We start from the raw sequence: 26,417 nt of genomic DNA on the forward strand, positions 1-26,417 counted from the left end.
CGGGCTTTTCATTAAAACATACCGTTTTCATTGACGAGTGGGTCAGGCTGTATTTGCCCAATGTCCCAAAACTCAGCAATTTTTCCATTTTCGAAACGACAAATGTGAACTACTGCCAAGGTTGTTAACCCGTTCATTTGCATTTCAATTTTAGAATGCACAGCAACTAAATCACCATCTTCAATGACATGTTGAACTTCAAAGAATTTATTTGGAGTTTCAATTGCACTTTCACGCATTCCTTCCTTCAAAGAAGTTGCATCACCCGCATAATAAGGGTTGTGATGCTTGAAGTTAGGCACGGTGTAATTGCTATAGGCTTCATCGACTTCGCCAGCTGCGGCAAGCTCTAAAAACCGTACTGCAATTTGTTTTTGAGATAAGTTCATGATTATCTCCTACCCGTTATTTTAGACCTTACTGTAACAGGTCGTCTTCTTCATCTTCATCCTCATCAAAGACATAGGCCATGCAGCCCCATCCATCATATTCACCCTGAAACTTTTCAGCGATGCTGGTAAACCATTGTTCCAAGTCAACAATATCTGAATACTCTGGTTCCATGTTGACAAAAACTGTAATCACCCATTCATTTGGCTCAACAGAATCATCTTGAAAAAGTGAAACTTTTTGTTCTTGGTACAGTAAATAAAGTGCACATTGCTCTGCATTTTTCTGATCTTGAAAAGCAATAGAAAATTCAATTTCATGTAGATCGGTTAAATCATCCCCGTCTTCAGCCATTTGCCAAAGTACATTGCCGTTATCGTCATCTGGAAATTGTTCGTAATCACGAGTCATAATATGATCCCTTGTTGTTGTTGCCGTATTAATATTATTCGGCATTAAGAATACCCGACTTTTATTGCAGTTTGGGTATATATTCCGTTCCCAATTGCATCAAATTAATTTTTTTTAATTATATAAATTTTAAAAAGGCACCTGCGATTCAATCACCACATCCGTTCCATTTAATGGATGCTGGAAAGCCAAATATGCGGCATGTAACGCCATACGGTTTAAGTGAAATTGCTTAGGTTCAGGGTGATATAACTTGTCACCCATAATCGGATGGCCAATATGCATCATGTGTACACGTAGCTGATGTGAACGCCCTGTTACTGGTTCAAGCAATACTCGACTTTGATCTATTTTTTCATCATAGATAAGAGGTTGAAATAAGGTTTTGGCTTGTTTACCTAATTCAAAATGCACGATTTGTTTCGGGCGATTTTCCCAATCGGTAATGAGCGGAACCTCGACGCTCCCCTCTTGATTTACTCGCCCTTGTACCACGGCAATATAGTGTTTTTTGACCGTTCTCGCCTGAAACATTTTACTCACCGCGACTTCTGCATCACGGTGTTTAGCAAACATAAGCAAACCCGAAGTCGCCATATCTAAACGATGAGTCACTTTGGCTAAAGGGAACTTTTCAAGCACCCGTAAATAGGCACTATCATGATGTTCAGGCAACCTTCCCATAACCGACAATAGACCCGCAGGTTTATCAACCACGATCAAATCGTCATCTTCAAATAAAATTGAAAGCGGATCTTGTGGCGGAGCATAAACAAAGTTGTCGTTTAAAGGCATTGTCGTAGAAGCAGCAAGTGAGCATGGCGGCAGATCATAAAGAAATTTCCAATTTACCGCAAAATATTCTATAAAACTCACCATGTTCCACGTGAAACTCAGATTGAGTTTTTACCGTTTTTTATTCATTTCAGATAAAAGATCGAGCTGAATTTCTTGAATATGTGCAAGTCTTTCCCATTGATGTGATAAAAGATGATCCATTTTTTCATGTAAATGTCTAATTTCAAGCTCAGCTTTTAGATTAATTTGATAGTCATGTTGAGCACGTAAGCGATCTTTTACCTCTTGTCGATTTTGACTCATCATAATAACAGGTGCCTGAATTGCAGCTAAGCACGACAACACCAGATTAAGTAAAATAAATGGATAAGGATCAACAGGATGTACAACCATCACTACAGTATTTAAAATGATCCAAGCTACTAAAAATAGTCCAAAACAAGTTAAAAAGACCCAACTTCCGCCAAAAGAAGCTATTTTATCTGCTAGTTTTTCACCCAAAGTCCAATTCTGATCGAACTCTGTCTCTGTATTTCGACTAATCAGCTCATGCCGTTGCATACTGCCAATCACTTCATTTTCTAAAGTTGTTAACTCGCCTTTTTCTGAACGTAATAGTGATTGCACATATTTAATACGGTAGTCTGCCAAATCAGCACGACAAATAAAGGTTGAAAAAGACCAATCCGGATAATCTTTCAAGATTTCTTCACCAATGACATCTCGAATGACTTCACCCGAAACCAGATCTTTTAAGGGAAAACTCTTTCCACAAACGGCGCATTGGCGACACTGGTTTTTATTGTCCATTTTATTCAGCTCGCAATTGATAATACGTATATTATATAAACGACTTCAACAGATAACATCGTAAATAAAAATAGTACTCTAACCCAATATCTGTAAAGTGGCTGGTACTATTTTTCGGTGGGCAGGAATCACAGGCAACATGTAGAGTCGTCCAAGCAAATTTTTAATATGCACTACTATGGTTATAGTCAGTACTTGAGTCTTTTCATTCTTATAAATAGATAAAGTCACATTTAAATGTTTATCGTCATCGCCAACCACTAACTCATTTTCGGTACGTTGCAATAAGGTAAAAATTCCAATCCGATCACCAGCTACATATTCATTTTCTTTTTTATGCGCATCAATTTGCTTAAAACTTCCTAAATCTTTAAGCCCAATCTTTGAAGTAATTTTATTGCGCAAGTTCATGCTCCACTCTACCCATTGAGGAGTGTGATGGAACAGTTTAATGAGCTGCCCAAATACATTAAGATCTGGTTGGCCAAGCACAATACTCCACGAATCGTGGAAGTAAGCATTGTTCAATTGAGATGAGATTTGGCTGTCATGCGGCAAGGCAGAAAGATAAGGCTTATTCATAAATTATATTCTTGTAAAGTATCGTTTTTATTATAGAGAATTTTTTAGGGTGTCAAGGGAAAACATCTATGGTTTACTTCAACAATTATAACTTTGTAAGTTAGAACCTTATGCCTATAAACTTTTGATCTATAGCGTCCTAAGCCGAATCGAGACCTTTTGGGTGAGTACACACTAACGTTATACGTTTTGGTGCATGCTACTCTTTTCGATCCCTATCACACCCTTGAGATATAGTTTAGCCAGCACCCTGCGGGATTGTTTTTCTAAGAACAGCTAATTTTAACTATTTTTGGAAACTTTTACGCCATTAAGTAAATTAAAAAGAATTTATTCCCATTTCACTATAATTAGTTAAATTTAAATTCCATTTTATTTGTATTTTACGGTTTATTTTACCAACTCATTAACTATTTTTTCTAGCATTGCATCAAAATATAAAAATTAAACCACCCTTCACTTCTTCAGTCATGAAGGGCAAAAATCTTTTTATGAAGAAATAAAACCATGCTTACGAGCATTGTAAACGGTGCATAACGCGATGAGAGCAAAAACCAGCATAATCCATGGAAAAGAACCTGGGCCAAAACTTTCAAGTAGCCCACCGCCAACCATTCCACCGAATGCGATAGCAAGGTTAAACATAGTGACCAACATGGACTGTGTGACATCTGCCTCATGACCCGCTGTACTTGCTAAGGCTGTTTGTAATAATGTTGGAGCACCGCCAAAAGTTACTCCCCATAGCACTACGCCAGTTATAACTACAAAACTCGAAGAACTGTAAGCACCTAACAGTATTGTTGCAATAGCAAATACAAATAAGCTTAAAAGCGTTATTTTTCTTAATGATCGATCGATAAACACACCTGTAATCAAGATGCCTACAATTGAAGAAATACCAAATACAAAAAGTATCGTCCCGACTTTGTATGCCTGCCCTGTCGAGGCCAAGAAAGGCGAAATATAAGTATAAAGAATGCTATGGGCTAATATCCAAAGGAATACGACTGCTAAAACAGCTCTAATGCCGGGCATTAAAAGAACTTTTAAAATGGGCAACCTTTTTTGTGCTGACTGTCCCGCAAAATCAGGAATACTAAAACGAATCCAGACAAATAAAATCAATGCCAATACAGACATTATCCAAAATACGCCACGCCACTCAAACAGCGTTCCCAACCAAGCACCCAAAGGCACACCAATCGATAAAGCAATTGGCTGCCCAACCCCAGCAATTGCTAAAGCTCGACCTTGATAAGATGCTGGGACCATCCGTCTTACATAACCCGCTAAAAGCCCCCATATAACGCCCGCCGCCATACCTGCAATGAAACGAGCAATCAAAGTCAAAATATAATCATTTGATAAAGCAGTAATCGCATTAAATAAAAGTAACCCTGCAATCGCACTGAGTAACAAGGGTCTCCGATTCCAACTACGAGTAAGACTAATGAGAGGTATTGCCGCTAAAACCGAGCCTAAGGCATACACTGCAATAAGCTGCCCTGCGTATGCCTCTGAAATATTGAGCCCTTGACTGATTTGGGGCAAAAGCCCTGCTGGCATGGTTTCTGTCATGATGGTCAGAAAACCTGCAACAGTAAAAGCCAACAGTTTCCAAATTGGTAATTGAGCAGAAAACTCATCGGTTAACTGATGAGATGTTTCATCACTCTTAATATTCATAAAGCTTTACTCTCAAATTCTTTTTCAGCGGACTTACCCTGCTCTGCATAGCTATACGCTTGTTTTACAACGTTAGGATAGGAAGACATTTATTCTCCATGTGAATTAAAAATCCTCATTATGGAATGATCATTCCAGTTTAAATTAAATAAAAACCTTAACTATTCAGCTCAACAATAGTTAAGGTTTAAATGAATTTTATAAAACGTTTAAAGCAATCTCGACCACATCCATTAAGCATTGCTTTCTTTGTTCAAGCGGGCTGCCTTTGCCTAAAACACGCAAACCTTGCATAGTATTTAGAAAGAAACTTGCTAACGCACGCGGATTTTGAGTAGAAGCAATTTCACCAGATTGTTGAGCTTTAATTAATAAACGCTCTAAAGCATGCTGTAGTTTCTGTAGGTTACTTACAACAAATTGAGTGACATCTTCATCATGACCAGCTAACTCTAAACAAGCATTTGCGACCAGACAGCCTTTGTGTTCTGCATCATTTAGCTCATCTTCAACCACATTAATCAGTAATTGCCGAATAAGTTCTTTCGGTGATCCTGAACCAGACAGCAACTTTACATTATTAAGTGTAGTTAAAAGTTCATATCGTTGTAATGCCTTTTGATAAAGCCCTTGCTTACTTTCAAAAGTACTGTAAAGGCTACTTCTAGATAATCCTGTACCTTCAACTAAGTCTTGAACTGAAGTCGCTGCATATCCATGACGCCAAAAAACATGCATGGCTGCATCAGCAATTTCATCAATTTCAAATTCCTTTGTTCTCATAAGCAGTCTTAACAGGAACGATCGTTCCAATTAATTTATGATATGAAGATAAATAAGTCAAATTAAAAGTTATTTTATCAATCGTTGTCCCATCTGGATCATTCAAACCAAACTTACTCATTACTGCTTTTAAGATTTTTTGTTTTGCTCTTTCAGTATTATTTTTTATAGATAACTTTTTCGCTTGAATACATTATAAAAACATATTATAAACTATTTCTAACCAAATAATTGGTTTTTGGAACTTTATAATGAACAACAATATTATAATCTTTGGTTATGGAACAGGTATTTCTAAAGCCGTAGCACATAAATTTGGTAAAGAAGGCTATAAAATCGGGTTAGTGGCACGAAATGCCGAAAAACTCGAAAAGGCCATTTTAGAACTTAAAACACATGGTATTGAAGCTTACGCTTTTACATGTGATTTAGCCGTTCTTGAAAACATACCAAATCTTATTAAATGCATTAAAGATCAATTAGGAGAGATTAAAAATATTCATTGGAATGCTTCCCATGATATTGAAGGCAACATATTAGAAACTCCTCCACTGGAGCTCACCAAAAGCTTTCATATTCGCGTTTCGAGCTATATTGCTACGGTACAAGCTTGCCTACGTGATTTAGAAAAAAATCATGGCAGCATTTTATCGACAAATGGAATTTTCGCGTTCGATGCAGTGGGAATAGATTTAGTTGCCAAAGAATATTCATCATTAGCAATTACTGCTGCCGCCCAATATAAAACCACCAACTTACTTGCTCATAGTCTAGCTGACTCAAATGTTTACGTGAGCCAAGTGATTGTGAATGGTTTTGTTGATGGGACATCAGGCGCACAAGATAAGACCTACACAGTACATCCTGAAACCATTGCAGAGCAGTTCTGGTACTTACATCAACGTAAACAAGAAACTGTTTCTCTTTGTGGAGAAGCAATTCAAGCTGCTTAAAATTATTTCTTATGACTGAAGAAGCGTAATAAATTACGCTTCTCTGAACTTTTTTAATTTTAAGTTTGTATGGCGCTGAATTATTTGATTATTTCTCATATTCTGAAGGATCAATTTTGTATTTTTTAAAGAGAATAGAACGTACGGAGTCTTTTATACTGTCATCATGTTTAATAATTAAATAAATATCTTTTTTAGTCAGAGGAATTTCTTTTAGTAAATCAGGCAAGTCCGTCGACCTTATAGCACTGACTTCACTAGGTTGCTTTAAAATATCAGGATCTTGTTCTTCAAAATTAAAATCCACACCTTGCAAATTAAAGTAAACCATAACCCTTCTGTTCAAAGAGTCACTATCATCATATAGAATTGTTCCAGCTGGAAGGATTGTATATGGTGCATAGTTATCGAAATTTGATGCTATTCGCAAAGGTTTTTCTAGAACATGAATTTCTGGTGTTTTTGTACGATTCCAGAAGTAATAATTTAATAAGGACTGAATGATGAAAAATAAAGTTAGTATGGTAATTAATAAGTTCTTTTTCACATCATCCTCTTAATTAAGGGAAACAAAATCAAAAGGTAGTTTATTTCAATAAAATATACCTATACATGTATTCATTCCACAATAATTAATTTATATTTTTTATTCAACTCGTCACTACCACGACCATAAAATCCTGTTGAAATATTTATCGTATACTCACCTTTATACTTGGGAATACCTTTAATTGAAAAGTCATTAAAACCACTAGTATCATTGTTTGGCTGAATTTTTAATCCCAAATCATCAGGTATATTAGTATCTATTTCAAAGTACTTATCTATAACTTTCCCACCAGTAATTTTTATATTCTCAGAGTATACTTTATTGACATGAGCAACACTCAACTCTCTTGGTCGTACCTCATAGTTGCTACAACCACTTAGCATTAGCACTAACAAAATATATCTAAACATGTCTTCTTATTCTTTAACTACAAATTCATAAGTCTTATCCAGCTCCCCATCACCACCAGCATAAAAACCAGCATATATATTAATAGTAAAAGTTCCCTTATGTTTTGGAACTCCAGAAATTTTTAAATTATTATAAGCATCCGCTTCATTTTGATCTATTGGTTCAACAGAAATATTCATATCACTTGGAAAATTATCTTTCACTTCAAAAGACTGTGGTATGACTCTTCCACCAGTAATTTTTAATGTCTGATTATATTCTTGGCCAATATGTGCTATCGGAAGTTTATTCGGTTCAATATTGTAATCCTTACTACAACCACAAATACTCAAAGTTAAAAATATTATAGCTAATTTATTAAATTTCATTAGAAAGATTCCCTTTTTAATATTAACGCAAAAAAAACTGCTTTTTCAAAATCATATAGAGACAGACTAGATTTTAATTGTTGTTTATTCTCCCCCCAAGAAAAGGCTTGTAATTTAACTTCCGTCTTATATGGATCTGTTATATTTGTTACAGGTTGACCATTAGTCTGTCTTAATTTATCAGTCCAAACAATCCAATGATCGGGAAAACTTTGCGTACCTGAACTAGAACCACTACTTAATAAACTCGCAGAAATCAAACTAACCACATAGTAACCATCTCCAGCATATTGATTAAGTTCACTAATTAAACTAGGGTTATAACCATTAATATAAAATGGAAAAGTTTTCACCCCACTAAATCCACTTTTTTTAAACCAATTTATTAGTTCTCCCCATAATGTAATACCTGCAACTTCTTGATTAGGATCTTTTAACCGTAGCGCAATATTTTCTGATTCTCGTAAACTAGCTAATGTAATCCAATCAATAGGGGGTAACCTAGGAGTTCCATTTTTCCTATAATAATTTTTTACTCGACGACACCCATCTAAATTTGCCTCTATATTTAAATCTCCAATCTTTGTCTTTCCTGTTTCCCACAGTTGTTTAACTGCGAACTTATATTTATTCGGGCTTAAATTAATAAGACAGAAAAAATATGCCGCTGGGCCACACAAAGAAGCATCAGATTGGTCAGGTAAAGGCTCATTTAAACGTGCTTGTAAACCAGCTTCAATCTGTATCTTAGAAAATGGATCCTTAGCTTCCCCAGGCCTACAGCCTGAATCAATGCATTGAAAAACTCTTTCTCTGCTCAAATTTAGCTGGAACGTATTTTTAGACTTACTCTCTTCAACAACCTTGGTCACATAAGTTACTTCATTATATTGCACTTTTGGTATCTTAGTTTTTTGGCTAAAATTTGCAGAAGGATAAGATTCGATCTTATCTGGCACAATATAATTACTTAATACTAAAGCTTCTTTCCCACTGATACTTAATCGATATAAGTCAATAATAATTACACAATCTCTTATACCTTCAATACCTAATTTACTACCATCTATCTCAGCAGATCTTGTTTGATAAAGATTATTTCCTACTTTTTTGAATTCATTACTTGTAAAAAGTATTGAAGTTTCTGCTTTATTTTTTACGGTATTGTAAACGTACAACCTATACTTTAATAAGCTAGGTTTTACATTTGTTTCTAAAACAACATATGGATAATACTTTGCCATTATTCTTTTTACTCTATATCAATTTTTTCATCTTTAAATAAATGAAGCGATATCTCTTCTGGTTGGTAGGATTTAAATAGATCTGTATATCCCTTATCATCCGTACGACCTTCTACAATATCTCCATTAGGTAAGAAAGCGACATAGTTATGATTAGCAAAGTTATTGCCATCTTTATCTTGTAATAAATATCTCAAGTTATATTTATTAATTTCTCCTAACACGGGCAATGCTGGAACATTAGCATTTGCACTCCCTCCCCCCATAAACAAATGCTGCCCAGCCTTCACTTCAAACTTACCGCCTGTAGTCATAAAAATGCCCGAACTGGTAATTTTGACTTGAGAGCCGCCCGCAGTGAGTACAATTTCTTTGGCTGCGGTCGCTTCAATTTTGTCTTCTGCTGAAATAATCTGAACAGCTTTACGGGCAATTAAATCTGCTCCATCACCTTGCGCTTGTATCTCAACTTTACCTTTACCTGCATATAGTCTTGCGCCTTCTTGAGCTGCAAAAAGGCTGATTTTATTTTGGGCATGTGCAATCAGGTTCTTTTGGGTAGACAGATTAATGCTGTCTCCGGCAGTTTGGTTTAGCTGCCCATCTGCGCTTAAGTGAATATCTTCGTTACTGCTCAGCGCGATGCTATTTGGGCTCGCCAACAGCATAATCGCATCTTTGAAAGTTTTGGCTTTTGCATTGTCTTGCTGTTCAAGTTTTTCAATAAAGGATTTTAGGTTTTCTAAATTTTCTAAAGGATCAGTTTGCTGATTTTTAGCAACTTCACTGAGTGCCTTGGCATTGTTGAGGCCACCGTCTATTTGTTGTTTGGCCTCAATTGCATCGAGGTGTACGCCTTGAGCTTGGTCCTGTTTATGGGTACTAACAAGTAAACCACTGCCAGCTCGAACCGCACCCCACTGGTCTGTTCTCAGTTCAAAGCCTTCACCACGACCATCACTTTCCGCTTTGTCTTTTGGATGGCTTAAGTTACCGAGGTTTAACTGGCTTGCCGCATGGCTACTTTGTAGCTGGGCACTGATCTGGCCTGTGGTGTCATCAAAACGGAGTTGGTTAAAGCCTTTACCGTCGACTTCTTCGGAGCGAATGCCGCTGAGCTTTTTGGTGTCAGGTAGCTGGCCTTTCTGGTCAAACTGGGTTGGGTGACGTTCAGCTTCGTGAATGCGGCCTACCACAAATGGGCGGTCAATATTGCCATCAAAGAAGTCGATGACAACGATTTCACCCACGCGAGGCAGGAAGCGTGCGCCATAACCTGCGCCTGCCCACGGGGTCAGCACATCGACCCAAGCCGAGTCGGTGTCATTGTCGTTACTGCCTGCTCCACCGTCATGACTATGGTCGTCAGTTCGGGTAAATAGGAAACGGACTTTAATGCGTCCCCATTGATCGACATGGATGCTTTCACCTTCCAGCCCCACCACTCTAGCGCGCTGTGGGTAAGCTGCTGGTCGGTGTTCTAGCGGGCTATATTCAGGGACAGCTTTAATGTTGCGTCGAACGACATTCAGCTCAGCAAAGTGGCGCTGCTCAGGGTTTTGGCTGTCGAGTTGGGCTGCCTTAAGCTTGTCTTTTGGCAACAGACGCTCAAGTTGCTGCTGTAATTCTTTCGGTAAATTATTCTGGTTATAGTAGTGCTTGCTTAAGATTAAGAACTCTTTATCGGCACTGTCATGTTGGTCGAGTTCTGGATGGTCATTCAGCTCAAACCAGTAACCCACTTGTGCATCCCGAACGTTTCCTGAGACCGTAAACTGTTTAGAGCTCAGGTGATGGTAAGCATTAATGTGCTGGTTTAACTGTTCAATCTGGCTATTACCAGAAACTGTGGCTTGGTCTTCACCATTTAGGTCTTGCATCCAAGCGGGGCTAACATGCCATGCATCTTCAAGGTTTAGGCTAGCGTTGTCATAATGTTCGCTGTGCTGCTGGGTGCCTTGTACGCTGCCACTGCCTTCTTCTTGTTGTAAGGCGTCGGCTTGCCAGCGTTGCACATGAACCGATGTCGGCTGTAAACGGCGTTCTGACTTAACTTGCGTAATGGTATCGAACTGTTCTGTAGCACTGCTGCGCTGGTAGCGCAAACTATGTCGTTCAAGCGCCTGATAATTTTGGTTATCATCAATTAAACGTAAGACTTGCGGCTGAATGGACGCACTCGGGTCAGCGACTAAAAGCTGCGATTCATCAACCAGCCAGTTAATGCCTTCACTACGCCACAAACGGGTTAAAAAGTCATAATCGCTTTCGTTTGACTGCATCACAAATGGACGCACATCGTAGTCTTTAGTTAACCCTGCTGTGTCGAGTGTTAAGCTTGAAGCAAATAGCGGACTTTTACCCTGCCATTCTTTAAACAGAATTTCACTAATATCCCGCACGCTTTTATTCATAAATACGCGGCTATTACGGCGTTTATGCCAAAGTGCAGTTGGGTCTTTTAAGGTGAGGTTATAAATGGTGAGTGAACCATCGCTTTGCCCTTGGCTGGCTTCGGTAATAATGCCTGTCGTTCTAAAAAACTGGCCCATGTCAGTGACCTGATCGACGGCAACCTGACAGCCAATAAATTGTTTTAATGCAATATGCGCGTTCGTCGACAGACACAGTAACTCAGCAACGCTGCCCTGATTGAGCGTATGTTCGCCTTCAACACGTTGTAAGAAGACTTGCTGATTTAAAGACTGATTTGAGAATTGGATATGAACAGCACGATTTTGTGAAACAAGGCCTAAACGCTCCAATATACTCGACACACTCATCTGCATTTTTATTATCAATCAAACTTATATTTAGGCCGCATTTTAATTAAAAAAAGACTAACCTGTCTATCTATACTCATTTTCAAAATGTAACTGGTCTAAATATGCTGTTTTAGGTTAACTTCTTATTAAATAGATATTTAAACCGTAAAATCAGATCATTTAAAAGTGATATAAACCACCCAGATATATTTAATATTTTTCTTTTATATTCAAATAGATATTAAAGAAAACAATTTCTCAAATTAATAAAATTCAGGATGAGATATGAAAATAAAAAAGTCTGGTTTTTATATATTTACGGTGATTTTCTCACTTCATTCTTCAGCATTTGCTGAACCGAGTGTGGCCGATATTCAATATCGTGCAGAACAAGGGCAACCCGTTGCTCAATATCATTTGGGTATGATGCTTTTAAGTGGCGAACAAGGCGTTGTTAAAAATTATGAGCAAGCTTTTAAATGGCTAACTGCGGCTGACCAAAATGGAAGTGTGGGCGCAAAATATAGTTTAGGCATGTTGTATTACACAGGCACGGGTGTGGAAAAAGATGCCAAGCGCGCTTTTGATTATTTTACTAAGGCTGCGGCTAAGGGTCATGCTAAAGCGCAATATAACTTAGGGGTGTTATACAACAAAGGTGAAGGAACTGCGCAAAATTATGGGCAGGCTTTTGAATGGTTTAGTCGTGCTGCCGAGCAAGGCTACCCACCCGCAGAATATAATTTAGCTCAGCTATATAATAAAGGTCACGGCGTCACCCAAAGTGATGAGCAAGCGCTTAAGTGGTACACCAAAGCGGCTGAGCATGGCGAAAGTGATGCTCAGTACAACTTGGCCCAGATGTATTTAAATGGTGAAGGCACGCCGAAAAACCTATCACTGGCAAAGAAATGGTTTCAGCAAGCTGCCGATGCAGGCGATGTAGATGCCAAAGAAGTTCTTAAAAGTTTAGAATAAAGTAGCCATCTCTATAATATTTTATTTATAAGATGATGAATCCATATTATTAACAACATTACAATTACAACTTATTTCATTATTTATTTTTTCTAATTAAATATAAATATTAATTCTATTATTTTAAAAATATATTTAGATTTATTATTAAATCAAAAATATTTTAAATATTAAATTGACGTAATTAAAATCACCGATTATTATCTCGTTGCTGGCCTACATTGCCAGACGGTTTTGACAGACCGTAACTCGTAGCGGATTATAGTTCTACTATAATTCGTTAGACCCTTGCGTCCCCTTTTCTTTGCGGTAGGACGGGAGGGGGACGCCCTGTGCGTGCTGGTTCTACGAGTCCAGTCTGTCAACCCCCTTTCGTTCTACCACCATAAATTAATTCGCGGTAATCTGGTGGTAGGACTCCATTTTTTAAGGAGTTGACCATGATACTTTTCAAACTTATTCCCTCTCCAATTTAATCATTTTTTTATTATAAAATTTGGGTTTTCTATTGCCTAATTTTTTAAATTTATAAATTATTTTTATTTTAAAACTTAAATTATTTATTTTCCTACATGCATGGGAGGATTAACTATTACCTAAAATTTATTTAAAACCTTAAAACTAATTATATTTTATTTCACTCATAGATATAAATCATTATGAGAATAATATGACAATTTATAAACCTATTTTGGCTTTAAGTTTCGTTCTAGGTAGTTTGGGTATTTCGGGCTGTAACTTACACACCCAACAGGATTTTGAAAAAATTTGCCTGTCAGCTGGACACACCAAGACCAGTTGCGACTGTATTTACCAGCGACTTGAACAGGCTTACTCCCCTAAGCTGATGCAGCGCCTAAAACATGTCAGTTTGCAAAGTCCTGTTCTCCCACAGGACTTTGCCCCTACTTTTTTCAGCGTCATGCAGCGGTGTGACAAAAGTAGTATGGGCTAAGCGTTTGGCTTAGCTCCTTTATCTCTGTGTTGCAATGGTTTCTTACTTTAAATCAGCGCAAAAGATTAAAGTCTGTTGTGGCACAGAGGCCTAAAGTTGTTTGGTTAGTTGAGCTTGTATTTAGATTTAATAAATTTAAATAATTCTTTAAAAAGAGGATGCCATTCTTCTGTTGGAGGACTCAAAAAAGAGTGCCAGAAAAAATCGAAAGTTAATCCATTATCGTCTTCACAAAAATGTGACCACGTGTCGTGTAAAGCCTCATCTGTACTACACACAAAAACATGCCAATCAGGCCCTGCCTCTGAAGGAATATGTTTGCCTAGGTATGATTGAATTTGAGCACTCTTTATTCCAGATTCTTCATAAAGCTCGCGCAAAGCTGCATGTTCTAACTGTTCTTGGTGTTCCACAGTACCTTTAACGATTTGAATTCCAGCTAATGGATGTCTAAATACTAAAATTTCCAAGTTATTATTTATTTCCCTGAATACCACAGGAACCACTTTTTCTATTAAGCACATGATCACTTTCTTCTTTAAATTTAATTACATATTATAAAACTTAGTAAAATCTCATCAACTTTATAACCAATCAAGTTATTCTTTGCTTACATTAGATTTTTGAACATTTATTACAATGAACTATACATGGGATGAATTTGAGCAAAGACTCATAACCTATAGAGATGTAACTATTGATCTTGCAAGAATTTTAGATACGTATGAGCTTAAAATAAAAGAACTTCTGCAACAAATTCAACTCTTAACTTATGAAGATTCTCTACCTATATTTAATCAGTTATATGAAATACAGGCTTATTTAGCTACTGCCAAGTTTCGCTATGATCTCGACTTAAACGAAGCTTTAGATATATTTGTTTATCATTTCGATAGAGATGATAAAGAGTGTATAAGCCAATATTGGTATCAAAAATTCAAGCAAAACAAGGATATTCTTTGGCCTTTACCCCAAGACGAATAGTTTCTTGTACGTTTTAACCTACAAACTTTTAGGGATTTTGCGGATTGGCGACTTCCCGCTTTTTTCCTATGATGAGTTCATACAGGAACAGGATGTTCCAGAACATAAAACAACAATAATAGGTTCATGCACTAGGAGCGTGAGATACGACAGGAGTCATATCTAGCAACCAAATACGAAAAAGCTCGACAGGATGTCGGGCTTTTTTTATATCTGAATATTAAGAAAATTTTAGAGTTTAAAAATCTCAGGCAAGCTATCTACAAGAATATTAGGAATGTTATTTGGATAAACAATCTCATTTGTTTGGCTCAGTTCATCAAACGTCCACCAACGACTTTTGCTAATCACAAGCTTTTCGTGTTCAGACCAATTTGCTGTATTCACTTCTTCATTTTTAAGAAAAACAATAAAGAGTCTTTCATTAGAAATCACAACTTCTGCACTTGGTAGCATCATTTCAAAATTTCGTGTTGCGACATGAGTGCCCACTTCGCTTCTTACTACACCTAACTCTTCATAAAGCTCTCGGCAAGCTGCTTGCTCGAAGGTTTCCCCTTCTTCAAGCCCTCCACCGACAGTTGCCCAATATGATTGACCAGCCAAAGCATCATTTGTATGAGTAAATTGAAATAATAAAATTTGATGATTTTCATTAATCACTAATAGTCGTGAAGATTTTCTAATACGCATTTGATTTTTTTCTTGAAGTAACAAGGTGGCTATTATTCATATTCGCTTTGAAAAGTTAAATTATTTCTCAATGTACGTTTTAACCTACAAGCTTTTAGGGATTTTGCGGATTGGCGACTTACCGCTTTTTTCCTATGATGAGTTCATACAGGAACAGGATGTTCCGGAACACAAAACTACAATAATAGGTTCATGCACTAGGAGCGTGAGATACGACAGGAGTCATATCTAGCAACCAAATACGAAAAAGCCCAACAGGATGTTGGGCTTTTTTTATTGCTGTTTAAAAATAATCTGAAAGAAAATTCTTATAGTGTTTTATTCACAACATACCGTTGAACTACTTGATCTTGAGTAATTTCAGAATGAAGACGACCATTGTTTGCTTGAATTACTTTTGCGGACGCTAAATTAGATTTATAACAATGTATATGTAATTCCGTTAAACCTAATTTCCAGGCCTCCTGAATCGTAAGCTCTAATAATTTTGAACCAAAATCATTTCTACGTTTAGAAGGGCGAATACCTAAACCAATATGCCCACCACAATATTGAATCTGTTTATTAAGTTTAGGTCGTAAGTTAGATACACCAATAATTTCACTGCCTTCTACTAGCCAATATGTAATATTGGCAACATGTCCTTCCTGTAAAGATTCCCCATTTTCATACTCTCTTAGTTTATTCAAAAACGAATCAAAATTTGTATGATCAAAATCCATTGTCAAAGGGTAACGTTCTTCATCAGCTAATTCATTGATATAGCTGTGATAGCTCTCTTTAAATCTTAAATGAGGTTTTACCAACATAACGGTCATTTCTTACCCCCGAAAATTGTTCTTTTTATAATCATAATTTAAAAATAACATATTGTTATCAATAGCAACTCTTATTCTTCTCATCACCCTAAAACGTACTGTTCAATTAATATCACGTGAGCATCTTCACGACCAGTTAATCGCTATTTGTTTAATTGGAATCTATTTTTACTTCAACTAATTTTGCCAAGGAAACTTTTTCAGTCGATGTCTCACGCGATACATCAATCCGCCATGCAGGTTGCCGACATGCCATGCTAATTTTGAAGTCAGGGTCATATCAGGAATCCAATAACGTGATTGTAAGGGTAAGACAGGTTTAGGTTCAGCCAATTCAATCTCTGCGGCGATATACCCTTCACCATCCGCTAAACTCATACGTGCCAACACATTTCCAGTAGCATCACAGATTTGTGTTTCACCCACCATTTCCGTTAACCATTTGACGTAAGGTAACATCGGCATATCACTCAGGATTTCTCCGACATGGGCAGCATGTACCACTGGAATACCTGTTAAACGTGCCATTTGTGCAGGCAGTGCTTCACTTTGATGTTTATATATTTCATGTTCACGACGCATCCATGTACCCAAAAACCCATACCAATTAATCGGCATGGAGTACCAACACATTCCGCCTAAAATCAACTGTGCTTGCTGTTCTCGCACACGTTTGGCTGTGCGAAATCTTGCCCACTCCCAGCCCGACAGCAAAGCAACTTTACAGTTTAAGCTTGTCGAATCCACCTGCCCATCGTCCGAACCACCACGATAAAAGTTTTGCTCCCATGCAGTTGGAATATCTTTGTCATGCAGATGATAATCACCATTACGCTCCACCATGACATAACTGCCATAAGTATGCCCATCACGTATCGCTACAAATCCACCTGTGATCACCACATTTAATTGCTTAGCTAAGCGGATTAAAAGCTGTAAGGGCTTACCCTCCAAAGGTTGTGGTGTAAGCAACGCCTGTGGTGAATAGACGTTTGGAGAAGTCATCGACTCAGGAAGTACGATCACATCAGGCGTATGCTCTTGATGTGCAGCTAAAATCAATTGTTCAAGTTTTTTTAAATTTGCTTCAACCTTTCCTAACTGTAATGCAGGCTGAATGGCAACGATTTTCATATATGTAATTCTTTTGAGTACTCATAAAAAGCTTAGCATCGAATCTTAGAAATACTTTGACCGTACTGCCTCAATACTTGGTTTATTTTTCTGTAGAGCGACCGCTGATAAAACTAGTATTAGCTCTAAACATCGATGGCACAAAATCCACCATAAGGCGTAAAGTTCGGGTGAAATAGACTTGAACTGAAAAGCCGATCTTTTATAAGCATAATAAACCTGCGACCTTTAAACAGCCGTTCTTTGGCCTCGCCTGCGATTTTACTATGTATAAAGATATTTTATTAAAACGTGTGACGTGGTGATATACATGGAAAACTTAGATTATAAAATTACGTCTAAGTTTTCTTATTCAACTAAATTTAAAAACTCACGATGTTGAATGACTGATCTTTTCTTGCTTTTTATGACGTATCCAACGTATTGCCAAAATAACAGCAATAACCACCACAACTGCGACAAGCGCGGGAACTAGCAAAGCTGAAACAGAAAGTAAGATTGCCCCAATCCACTCCCCTGTAGCGACTACAAAATTCCCTAAGCCACCTGTGGTTGCAGTTGAAACACCGCGTGCAGCAACAGTACTCATTTGCACCACACCTGCCGTACCACCGCCCACAATAATGGCTGCTGCCCAACTGGCGAACTGCGACATTTCTCCACTGCTAACCGCCATCGTCGCTAGCGTACCCGCGATCATAGCCGCAGGTGTTGCAACCGTGTCTAAGGCATTATCGACCCATGGAATATAATAAGCTGCAACTTCACACATCGTTGCCACACCTAAAGCCAAGCAAACTGATGGCATGGCCAACCACTCAAACCCTTTTGATGGTTCAAACCATCCCATCATGGTTGCAATGCTCATCACCAACAACGGCACAAACACGCGAAAACCGCAGGCAGCGCTCAAACCCACGCCAATACATAAACCCAATATTGTTTCCATAACGGTTTCCTTTTTCATGCCCATCGCGGGTCTTGTTATGTAAGTCTTATTTTAAACTAACAAAAAGCCCCATCGGGTGACAGGGCTTTTTGTTAAATGCGAACGCAAATATTATTTTATTCTTAACGTTTAAACTCAGTGCAATAGCATTTAGTGCACGGCGGTAAACGATCTGTATTAATTTCTAAAAACACTCTCTGGCCACATTGAGCGCAGAAATAGAAGCCTGTTCCGGGTTTTTCGCCAGCTGTTACCATGATTGCGTTCCTATAATCGTATAGATATTAAACAGGAATATAACCCAGTTCGAGTGATTGTCAATTGTCCATTTCGCCCGATGATGATGGCATAAATGCAAAAAATGTTATTTGTACGATTTATCTTACAAACTTTTAGGGATTTTGCGGATTGGCGACTTACCGCTTTTTTCCTATGATGAGTTCATACAGGAACAGGATGTTCCGGAACACAAAACTACAATAATAGGTTCATGCACTAGGAGCGTGAGATACGACAGGAGTCATATCTAGCAACCAAATACGAAAAAGCCCAACAGGATGTTGGGCTTTTTTTATATTAATTAGAGTAGGTTTTATAAAATCTTTATTTCTCTACAAAAGTTGCTTTTACTCTTTTAGAAACTAACATATATGGAATCCAAATCATTCCATAAAAGATACTTTTCATAAGCTCCCTAGAAGTATCGTTATCAAAAATCTCTTCATTAGGTAGGATTAATTTTATTAATGATGCATCTATAAGAATAAAAATTATCGTAGCAATACAAAATGATATAAAGACTTTAGGAAAAATATAGTGTTTTCTAAAGAATAAGTATAATAAAACCAAGGAAATTAAGACAAAAATTGTATTAACTGCAATTTCCCCTAAAATATAATATTTCCAAAGTGGGTGATAATATACAGAGTCAACTGAAGTTAATAAATTAAACATCCCTTCTGAAAACATAGGATAGTAAGTCTGGTAACCCGTTACGATCAGCCTAATAGGAGAAACAATTAAACCAAATCCAACTAATGTTAGCCACCCACCCAATCCTTTTAATTTATTAATATCATCCATCTTAATTATTAATTCTTAAGTATAAATATTATTTATATTATATTGAGATTAATTTTTCAACAAATAAGCCATTTTCCCTTCCAATAAATCTTGCTCAAAATGCTGTAAAACAACGCCTATTTCACATACAAAAAAACCTCTTCTTATGTATCTAAACAATAAGTCACAGGCACTTCCTCAATTTCTTCATTTTGTACGCTTTAACCTACAAACTTTTAGGGATTTTGCGGATTGGCGACTCCCTACTTTTTTCCTATGATGAGTTCATACAGGAACAGGATGTTCCGGAACATAAAACAACAATAATAGGTTCATGCACTAGGAGCGTGAGATACGACAGGAGTCATATCTAGCAACCAAATACGAAAAAGCCCAACAGGATGTTGGGCTTTTTTTATGTTCTTATTTTTCTGCTAAATAGCTTCTTACACGTGCATCATTAAGTAAAGTCATTACCCCTTCAGCAATACATCCATTTAAATCTTGTACTAACACACCACTCGTATGAGGAACAGTAAATGGAATAGTTTGCCCATTTCCTAAAGTCACTTCGAATTTAATTTTACTGCGCCAGAAAAGCAGATTGGTGTAGGTACTACGTAATGAATTTACTTTAATCGCAATCGATTTCGACCCATTACCATCAACAGGTTGACCATTTTTCAATAGTTCCTTTTGAGTCTGTTGTACCATCGTTTCTGTAATAGACTTAATGCTAGAGTCCAGTTTTGTGCCCATATAAGAATATACAATCACTCGGTCATCTGAAGTTTGAGCATTGGTCACATCAGCCTTGCCAACGACCTTCACAGGTTGAATTAAGCCTGCGCGTAGAGGGTACTCTGTACTTACATAAGGCATCGTCCCACAAGCAGTTAATATAAGTGAGCATATTGAAATAATGAATAAGTTACGCATTGATATTTTCCAAGAAATCTATTGTGATTTATATTTAAGTGTAAGCGCCGCGTATCTTAATGTAAGTTAAAGAGAATTTGATGACAAAAATAAAATAATTTTAAAAAATATAATATATGCAGTCATTTTTTATAATGTATGAGCTACGTGTAGATAAATAAAAACCCCACTCTAAAGTGGGGCTTTTAAAACTATATCAATTATTTTTAACTAAGCTATCAAGCCACTTGGCCTTCTAAAAAGTCTTGCGCAAAACGCTGTAATACACCGCCTGCTTCATATACAGAAACTTCTTCTTCTGTATCTAAACGGCAAGTCACAGGCACTTCAACAATCTCTTCTTTACCATCCGCTGTGGCACGTTCAATCACTAAAGTTAAAGTCGAACGCGGCGCAATATTACCAATCACGCTATAAAGCTCTGTACCATCTAGCTTTAAAGTCTTGCGGTTTACACCTGCTTTAAACTCAAGCGGTAACACGCCCATACCCACCAAGTTAGTACGGTGAATACGCTCAAAACCTTCTGCCACAATCGCTTCAACACCTGCAAGGCGCACACCTTTCGCAGCCCAGTCACGGCTTGAACCCTGACCGTAGTCAGCACCCGCAACAATGATTAACGGCTGTTTACGGTTCATGTAGGTTTCAATTGCTTCCCACATACGCATGACTTCGCCTTCTGGCTCTACACGCGCTTTTGAACCTTGCTTAATGGTACCGTCTGAACGAACTACCATTTCGTTATAGAGTTTCGGGTTAGCAAATGTTGCACGTTGTGCAGTCAAATGGTCACCACGGTGCGTTGCGTATGAGTTGAAGTCTTCTTCTGGCAGACCCATTTTATGAAGATATTCACCCGCAGCCGAGTCCATCAAAATCGCGTTTGAAGGCGACAAGTGGTCAGTGGTGATGTTGTCACCCAAAATTGCAAGCGGACGCATGTTCGCTAAAGTACGTGGTGCAGCCAACGCCCCTTCCCAATATGGCGGACGGCGAATGTAAGTACTTTGTGGACGCCAGTCATAAAGCGGACTTTCAGCCTCTACGGTTACGCCTAAGTCAAACATTGGAATGTAGACTTTACGGAACTGCTCAGGCTTCACAGCTTCTTTAACTAACGCATCAATTTCAGCGTCAGATGGCCAAATGTCTTTCAGGTAAATCGGGTTACCGTCTTTATCGTGACCCAAAGCATCTTTTTCGATGTCAAAACGAATTGTACCCGCAATTGCATACGCCACGACAAGCGGTGGAGATGCCAAGAACGCTTGTTTTGCGTATGGATGAATACGGCCATCGAAGTTACGGTTACCAGACAATACTGCTGTTGCGTACAAGTCACGGTCAATAATTTCTTGTTGAATAACTGGATCTAATGCACCCGACATACCATTACAAGTCGTACAAGCGTAAGCCACAATACCAAAACCAAGTTGCTCTAAGTCTTTTAGAACACCCGCTTCTTCGAGGTAAAGTGCAGCCGCTTTTGAACCCGGTGCAAATGATGATTTCACCCAAGGTTTACGAACTAAACCTAGCTCATTTGCCTTACGTGCCAACAAACCTGCCGCCACGGTGTTACGTGGGTTAGAAGTGTTGGTACACGAAGTAATTGCAGCAATAATGATTGCGCCATCAGGCATTAAGCCATCAGAACGGTTTTCAACAACACCCGCAATACCTTTTTCTTTTAGGTCGGCGGTAGAAACACGTGCATGTGGGTTTGATGGACCAGCAATGTTACGTGTTACTTTTGATAGGTCAAAACGTAGTACACGTGGGTACTCTGCTTTGGTCATATCAGTTGCCCAAAGGCCGATTTCTTTTGCGTACTGTTCAACCAACGCCACTTGAGCATCTTCACGACCTGTTAGGCGTAAGTAGTCGATTGTGTTTTGGTCGATGTAGAACATCGCAGCCGTAGCGCCATACTCTGGTGTCATGTTCGAAATGGTTGCACGGTCGCCCACAGACATGCTGTCAGCACCTTCACCAAAGAACTCAAGGTATGCACCAACCACACGTTCTTTACGCAAGAATTCAGTTAGAGCAAGTACGATATCTGTTGCAGTAATGCCTGCCTGACGCTGACCTACAAACTCAACACCAATAATGTCTGGCAGACGCATCCAAGATGCACGGCCTAACATCACATTTTCAGCTTCTAAGCCACCAACGCCCACAGAAATTACGCCCAAAGCGTCTGTATGTGGAGTGTGTGAATCTGTACCTACGCAAGTATCTGGATATGCCACACCATCACGCGCCTGAATCACCGGAGACATTTTCTCTAGGTTAATCTGGTGCATAATGCCGTTCCCCGCAGGGATCACATCGACATTTTTAAATGCTGTTTTAGTCCACTCAATAAAGTGGAAACGGTCTTCGTTACGACGGTCTTCAACAGCACGGTTTTTTTCAAAAGCGTCTGGGTCTGCACCACCGAATTCCACTGCTAAAGAGTGGTCGACAATGAGCTGTGTTGGTACAACTGGATTAACTTTAGATGGGTCACCGCCTTTGTCAGCAATCGCATCACGCAAGCCTGCAAGGTCAACCAAAGCAGTTTGACCCAAGATGTCATGACACACCACGCGCGCAGGATACCAAGGAAAATCCAAGTCCTGACGGCGTTCAATTAACTGCGTTAAATAGGCAGTTAAGTTCTCGGCATCGGCACGGCGTACCAATTGCTCTGCAAGTACTTTAGACGTGTAAGGCAGTTTTTCGTATGCGCCTGGCTGAATATCTTCAACGGCTTGACGCACGTCGTAATATTCAAGCTGGGTTCCTGCCAGCGGTTTACGGTATTTTGTGTTCATTAACCACGCTCCGCCAATGGTTTGAATTTGAGGTTTTCAGGGCCTGTGTAGTTCGCGCTTGGACGAATGATTTTGCCGTCTTGGCGTTGTTCAATCACGTGCGCTGACCAACCTGCTGTACGTGCAATTACGAATAATGGTGTAAACATTGCAGTTGGAACGCCCATTAAGTGATAGCTCACAGCACTGAACCAGTCGAGGTTCGGGAACATGTTTTTCGCATCTTTCATCACTGCTTCTAAGCGTTCAGCGATTAAATACATTTTGGTGTTCTCTTGTGCTTGTGCCAAGTCATGTGCCACTTTTTTGATGACTTCGTTACGTGGGTCAGAAATTGTATAGACAGGGTGACCAAAACCGATCACAACTTCTTTCTTCTCAACACGGCTACGGATGTCTGCTTCTGCTTCGTCTGCGTTGTCGTAACGTTGTTGAATGACAAATGCAACTTCGTTTGCACCACCATGTTTAGGTCCGCGAAGCGCACCAATACCACCTGTAATTGCCGAGTACATGTCAGAGCCTGTACCTGCAACCACACGTGACGTAAATGTAGATGCGTTGAATTCGTGCTCAGCATACAAAATGAGTGATGTATGCATTGCTTCAATCCATTCTTCAGATGGTTTTTTACCATGAAGTAAATGTAAGAAATGCGCTGCAATTGAGTCGTCATCAGTTTCAACTTCAATGCGACGACCGTTGTTGCTGAAGTGATACCAATACAACAACATTGAACCTAGGCTTGCCATTAATTTATCAGCAATGTCTTTTGCGCCCGCTTCGTTGTGGTCTTCATGCTCTGGAGTTAAACAACCAAGGACTGAAACACCTGTACGCATCACATCCATTGGGTGTGCAGACGGAGGAAGTTGTTCAAGTGCAGTTTTAAGTGCTGCTGGTAAGCCACGAAGTGCTTTTAATTTTGCTTTATACGCTTTGAGTTCAGCTTTGTTTGGTAATTTGCCATGTACGAGCAAGTGAGCAACTTCTTCAAACTGGCTACCCACTGCAAGGTCAAGAATGTCATAGCCACGATAGTGCAAGTCGTTACCACTACGTCCTACAGTACACAGTGCTGTGTTGCCTGCAACTTGTCCGCTAAGTGCAACTGATTTTTTTGGTTTGAAGCCTGTTGTTGTTTCATTTGAGCTCATAGAATCATCCTTTATATCAACCTGAATTTGTTGTTTGTTCAATTTTTACTTGGGTAAAAACGCGACAGCGTCTTGCCGAGTTCTCATCCAATTTTTGGATTAACCTGCAGTTCGCCTTACTTTTCACGGATGAAAAGTAAGCAAAAATCCTTGTTGGGCTGACGATATATCCCTATATCGCAGTCCAACGTAGCGGCATCCATGCCGCCCTCACGATAGCCAAGACCATCGTTTCCTCTTCTTATAAAAGAGGACTTGTTTATTTCTTTTTAGCAAATGCGTTATCTAAGTAGTCTTCAAACGCATAGTAATTAATGCGTTCATATAACTCTTTACGCGTTTGCATAATATCAACCACGTTCTTTTGCGTGCCTTCTTTACGTAAGGTTTCATACACAGTTTCGGCTGCCTTGTTCATGGCACGGAAAGCAGAAAGTGGGTAAAGCGCAAGGCTTACATCAGCAGATGCTAACTCTTCAGTGGTAAACAGTGGTGTAGAACCAAACTCGGTAATGTTTGCCAAAATTGGTGCACCAGTTGTCTGAGCAAATTGCTTGTACATATCAAGCTCGGTAATCGCTTCAGGGAACAACATGTCTGCACCCGCCTCAATGTAGGCACCTGCACGGTCAATTGCAGCTTGCAAACCATCTACAGCCAAGGCATCAGTACGTGCCATAATTACGAAGCTGTCATCACCACGTGCATCGACCGCAGCTTTAATACGGTCAACCATTTCTTCTTGAGTCACAATGGCTTTGTTCGGACGGTGACCACAACGTTTTGCGCCCACTTGGTCTTCGATGTGCATTGCCGCAGCACCAAACTTGATGAGTGCTTTTGTGGTACGCGCAATGTTAAATGCAGAAGCACCAAAACCAGTGTCAGCATCGACCAATAATGGAAGATCACATACATCGGTAATACGGCGTACATCTGTCAATACATCATCAAGGTTACTGATTCCCAAATCAGGTAAGCCTAAAGAACCAGCGGCTACACCACCACCTGATAAGTAAATCGCTTTATAACCTGCACGTTTTGCCAAAAGTGCATGATTGGCGTTAATGGTTCCAACCACTTGTAATGGCTTTTCTTGGGCTACGGCATCGCGAAATAGCTGACCTGCGGATTGTTTAGCCATTGTTATGTTCTCCTTGTGCTTGTAGCAGTGTTTGCTCAATAATTTTGTAAGAGGCATTGATATGTCGATGCATCAGCAGCTCGGCAAGTTCACCATCGCCTTCTGCAATTGCATCTAAAATACGGATATGTTCGTCCCAAGCTTTGCTCGGACGATCGGGTGTGTTTGAAAACTGAATTCGGTACATGCGGATGAGGTGATAGAGCTCATCACACAACATTTTTTCTAGGGTTTTATTGCCACTACTTTTAATAATGCAGTAGTGAAAATCATCCTGCCCTTCTTGCAAGTAATATCCTTTACCTGCTTTAAAATTTTCATCTTCAGCATGCATACGCAATACATCACGCAATGCCAAGATTTGTTTTTTATCAATATGCTGTGCAGCAAGTTTGCAAGCCAAACCCTCTAAAGACGCACGAATCTGGTAAAGCTCTTTAAATTGTTGCAGCGAGAGCGAAACCACACGCGCGCCCACATGTGCAGTGCGCTCAACTAATTTTTGGCCCTCAAGGCGATGAATCGCTTCACGCAAAGGTCCACGGCTAATACCATAAGTCCGTGCCAGTTCAGGTTCAGATATTTTGCTACCTGCCGGAATTTGACCCAAAACAATAGCCGTCTGTATTTGTTTAAATACATTCTCGGTCAGTGTTCTACCCTGACTTTGTAGAGGCTCTGGTGCGAAGGTCAAATCTTGCATATTGTCGACAATTTTTAATCAATTATGGCTTTTATAGCGGTATGAATGAAAAAAATCAAGGTGATTGTTGACACTTCAGAGAACGCATCAGGTCAATTTTTATAGATTGACCTCTTATTTCACCTTATATTTAGACTATTACACCGCCTATCTATTAGTATTTATAAAACAAAGATTTAATATAAATTTATCTATAGTTTTATGGTTCTTTCTCAAGTGTTTTTTGGGCGCTAAACTTTTGTTTCAAACTTTAGTCTACAACCCGTGTATGACAGTAAGATTGTAGACAATCTGTTTGAATGAAATCATGAGTTATAAATTA

27 protein-coding genes and 2 pseudogenes are annotated in these 26,417 nt (G+C 38.9%); 5 read left to right on the plus strand and 24 right to left on the minus strand.

The features are described 5' to 3' along the window. Positions 1 to 11: 11 nt before the first annotated feature. From HL290_RS15145 to HL290_RS15175, 7 genes are all read right to left on the minus strand, one after another. Positions 12 to 389 (minus strand): nuclear transport factor 2 family protein, encoded by a 378-nt coding sequence (locus HL290_RS15145; RefSeq protein ID WP_198496904.1) that lies wholly within the window; start codon positions 387 to 389, stop codon positions 12 to 14. A 28-nt stretch (positions 390 to 417) separates the two neighbouring features. Next, the gene (locus HL290_RS15150) at positions 418 to 801 is read right to left on the minus strand and encodes a ribonuclease E inhibitor RraB (protein ID WP_003655664.1); all 384 of its coding nucleotides are present in this window, start codon (positions 799 to 801) and stop codon (positions 418 to 420) included. Between the two features lie 129 nt (positions 802 to 930). Next, complete coding sequence (locus tag HL290_RS15155; RefSeq protein ID WP_198496964.1) at positions 931 to 1,596, minus strand: RluA family pseudouridine synthase; 666 nt, start codon at positions 1,594 to 1,596, stop codon at positions 931 to 933. A 111-nt stretch (positions 1,597 to 1,707) separates the two neighbouring features. Next, positions 1,708 to 2,409, minus strand: coding sequence for a DUF1003 domain-containing protein (locus HL290_RS15160; protein WP_003655668.1), 702 nt, complete (start codon positions 2,407 to 2,409; stop codon positions 1,708 to 1,710). A gap of 78 nt (positions 2,410 to 2,487) precedes the next feature. Further along, positions 2,488 to 2,991, minus strand: coding sequence for a DUF2867 domain-containing protein (locus HL290_RS15165; RefSeq protein WP_198496905.1), 504 nt, complete (start codon positions 2,989 to 2,991; stop codon positions 2,488 to 2,490). A 489-nt stretch (positions 2,992 to 3,480) separates the two neighbouring features. Further along, positions 3,481 to 4,680: an MFS transporter gene (locus HL290_RS15170; protein ID WP_198496906.1), complete on the minus strand. Its 1,200-nt coding sequence runs from the start codon at positions 4,678 to 4,680 to the stop codon at positions 3,481 to 3,483. A gap of 198 nt (positions 4,681 to 4,878) precedes the next feature. Then, positions 4,879 to 5,463, minus strand: coding sequence for a TetR/AcrR family transcriptional regulator (locus HL290_RS15175; protein ID WP_198496907.1), 585 nt, complete (start codon positions 5,461 to 5,463; stop codon positions 4,879 to 4,881). 251 nt (positions 5,464 to 5,714) lie between these two features. On the opposite strand from HL290_RS15175, the gene HL290_RS15180 reads away from it, so the two are divergent. Next, positions 5,715 to 6,416: an SDR family NAD(P)-dependent oxidoreductase gene (locus tag HL290_RS15180; protein WP_004640433.1), complete on the plus strand. Its 702-nt coding sequence runs from the start codon at positions 5,715 to 5,717 to the stop codon at positions 6,414 to 6,416. 88 nt (positions 6,417 to 6,504) lie between these two features. Here the strand turns inward: HL290_RS15180 and HL290_RS15185 are convergent, their stop codons facing one another. From HL290_RS15185 to HL290_RS15205, 5 genes are all read right to left on the minus strand, one after another. Then, a complete protein-coding gene (locus HL290_RS15185) occupies positions 6,505 to 6,963 on the minus strand; it encodes a hypothetical protein (protein ID WP_198496908.1) in 459 nt (152 codons plus the stop codon). A gap of 71 nt (positions 6,964 to 7,034) precedes the next feature. Further along, positions 7,035 to 7,376: a hypothetical protein gene (locus HL290_RS15190; protein WP_198496909.1), complete on the minus strand. Its 342-nt coding sequence runs from the start codon at positions 7,374 to 7,376 to the stop codon at positions 7,035 to 7,037. 6 nt (positions 7,377 to 7,382) lie between these two features. After that, positions 7,383 to 7,745, minus strand: a complete 363-nt coding sequence (locus HL290_RS15195; RefSeq protein ID WP_198496910.1) for a hypothetical protein — start codon at positions 7,743 to 7,745, stop codon at positions 7,383 to 7,385. After that, positions 7,745 to 8,989 carry a hypothetical protein gene (locus tag HL290_RS15200; RefSeq protein WP_198496911.1) on the minus strand — a complete coding sequence of 415 codons (1,245 nt, stop codon included), beginning with the start codon at positions 8,987 to 8,989 and terminating at the stop codon, positions 7,745 to 7,747. Before HL290_RS15200 ends, HL290_RS15195 begins: the two co-directional genes overlap by 1 nt. Before the next feature lie 8 nt (positions 8,990 to 8,997). Beyond that, the gene (locus tag HL290_RS15205; RefSeq protein ID WP_198496912.1) at positions 8,998 to 11,778 is read right to left on the minus strand and encodes a type VI secretion system Vgr family protein; all 2,781 of its coding nucleotides are present in this window, start codon (positions 11,776 to 11,778) and stop codon (positions 8,998 to 9,000) included. Positions 11,779 to 12,039: 261 nt separating this feature from the next. Between HL290_RS15205 and HL290_RS15210 the strand changes: the two genes are divergently transcribed. Both HL290_RS15210 and HL290_RS15215 read left to right on the plus strand, forming a co-directional pair. After that, positions 12,040 to 12,732: a tetratricopeptide repeat protein gene (locus HL290_RS15210; RefSeq protein WP_198496913.1), complete on the plus strand. Its 693-nt coding sequence runs from the start codon at positions 12,040 to 12,042 to the stop codon at positions 12,730 to 12,732. 670 nt (positions 12,733 to 13,402) lie between these two features. Then, positions 13,403 to 13,687 (plus strand): hypothetical protein, encoded by a 285-nt coding sequence (locus HL290_RS15215; protein ID WP_198496914.1) that lies wholly within the window; start codon positions 13,403 to 13,405, stop codon positions 13,685 to 13,687. Between the two features lie 104 nt (positions 13,688 to 13,791). On the opposite strand, the gene HL290_RS15220 is transcribed toward HL290_RS15215, so the two are convergent. Continuing rightward, the gene (locus HL290_RS15220) at positions 13,792 to 14,211 is read right to left on the minus strand and encodes an NUDIX hydrolase (protein ID WP_198496915.1); all 420 of its coding nucleotides are present in this window, start codon (positions 14,209 to 14,211) and stop codon (positions 13,792 to 13,794) included. Positions 14,212 to 14,326: 115 nt separating this feature from the next. On the opposite strand from HL290_RS15220, the gene HL290_RS15225 reads away from it, so the two are divergent. Beyond that, the gene (locus HL290_RS15225) at positions 14,327 to 14,671 is read left to right on the plus strand and encodes a hypothetical protein (protein WP_198496916.1); all 345 of its coding nucleotides are present in this window, start codon (positions 14,327 to 14,329) and stop codon (positions 14,669 to 14,671) included. Between the two features lie 231 nt (positions 14,672 to 14,902). Here the strand turns inward: HL290_RS15225 and HL290_RS15230 are convergent. The 3 genes and pseudogenes from HL290_RS15230 to HL290_RS15240 form a co-directional block, all read right to left on the minus strand. Next, positions 14,903 to 15,404 (minus strand): annotated as a pseudogene (locus HL290_RS15230) (NUDIX hydrolase). A gap of 268 nt (positions 15,405 to 15,672) precedes the next feature. Further along, on the minus strand, positions 15,673 to 16,182 hold the full coding sequence (locus HL290_RS15235) for a GNAT family N-acetyltransferase (RefSeq protein ID WP_198496918.1): 510 nt from the start codon (positions 16,180 to 16,182) through the stop codon (positions 15,673 to 15,675). Positions 16,183 to 16,359: 177 nt separating this feature from the next. Next, complete coding sequence (locus HL290_RS15240; protein ID WP_198496919.1) at positions 16,360 to 17,316, minus strand: carbon-nitrogen hydrolase family protein; 957 nt, start codon at positions 17,314 to 17,316, stop codon at positions 16,360 to 16,362. 200 nt (positions 17,317 to 17,516) lie between these two features. On the opposite strand from HL290_RS15240, the pseudogene HL290_RS15245 reads away from it, so the two are divergent. Next, positions 17,517 to 17,621 (plus strand): annotated as a pseudogene (locus HL290_RS15245) (Mpo1-like protein); the annotation flags it as partial. A 65-nt stretch (positions 17,622 to 17,686) separates the two neighbouring features. Here the strand turns inward: HL290_RS15245 and HL290_RS15250 are convergent. The 8 genes from HL290_RS15250 to HL290_RS15285 form a co-directional block, all read right to left on the minus strand. After that, positions 17,687 to 18,265, minus strand: coding sequence for a DUF4126 domain-containing protein (locus tag HL290_RS15250; RefSeq protein ID WP_198496920.1), 579 nt, complete (start codon positions 18,263 to 18,265; stop codon positions 17,687 to 17,689). A 122-nt stretch (positions 18,266 to 18,387) separates the two neighbouring features. Next, on the minus strand, positions 18,388 to 18,522 hold the full coding sequence (locus HL290_RS15255) for a zinc ribbon-containing protein (protein ID WP_004640417.1): 135 nt from the start codon (positions 18,520 to 18,522) through the stop codon (positions 18,388 to 18,390). Positions 18,523 to 18,868: 346 nt separating this feature from the next. Continuing rightward, positions 18,869 to 19,348 carry a DUF2569 domain-containing protein gene (locus HL290_RS15260; RefSeq protein WP_198496921.1) on the minus strand — a complete coding sequence of 160 codons (480 nt, stop codon included), beginning with the start codon at positions 19,346 to 19,348 and terminating at the stop codon, positions 18,869 to 18,871. Positions 19,349 to 19,750: 402 nt separating this feature from the next. Continuing rightward, positions 19,751 to 20,266 (minus strand): hypothetical protein, encoded by a 516-nt coding sequence (locus HL290_RS15265; protein WP_045437454.1) that lies wholly within the window; start codon positions 20,264 to 20,266, stop codon positions 19,751 to 19,753. Between the two features lie 218 nt (positions 20,267 to 20,484). Continuing rightward, positions 20,485 to 23,091: a Fe/S-dependent 2-methylisocitrate dehydratase AcnD gene (gene acnD / locus HL290_RS15270; protein ID WP_198496922.1), complete on the minus strand. Its 2,607-nt coding sequence runs from the start codon at positions 23,089 to 23,091 to the stop codon at positions 20,485 to 20,487. After that, entirely contained in the window at positions 23,091 to 24,248 is a 1,158-nt protein-coding gene (gene prpC / locus HL290_RS15275; protein WP_198496923.1) for a 2-methylcitrate synthase, read from the minus strand. Before prpC ends, acnD begins: the two co-directional genes overlap by 1 nt. A gap of 259 nt (positions 24,249 to 24,507) precedes the next feature. Next, positions 24,508 to 25,392: a methylisocitrate lyase gene (gene prpB / locus HL290_RS15280; RefSeq protein WP_003655707.1), complete on the minus strand. Its 885-nt coding sequence runs from the start codon at positions 25,390 to 25,392 to the stop codon at positions 24,508 to 24,510. Then, complete coding sequence (locus HL290_RS15285; RefSeq protein ID WP_003655709.1) at positions 25,385 to 26,095, minus strand: GntR family transcriptional regulator; 711 nt, start codon at positions 26,093 to 26,095, stop codon at positions 25,385 to 25,387. Before HL290_RS15285 ends, prpB begins: the two co-directional genes overlap by 8 nt. Positions 26,096 to 26,417: the final 322 nt, after the last annotated feature.

This window comes from Acinetobacter sp. AC1-2, assembly GCF_016124155.1.
Classification (GTDB): Bacteria; Pseudomonadota; Gammaproteobacteria; order Pseudomonadales; family Moraxellaceae; genus Acinetobacter; species Acinetobacter calcoaceticus.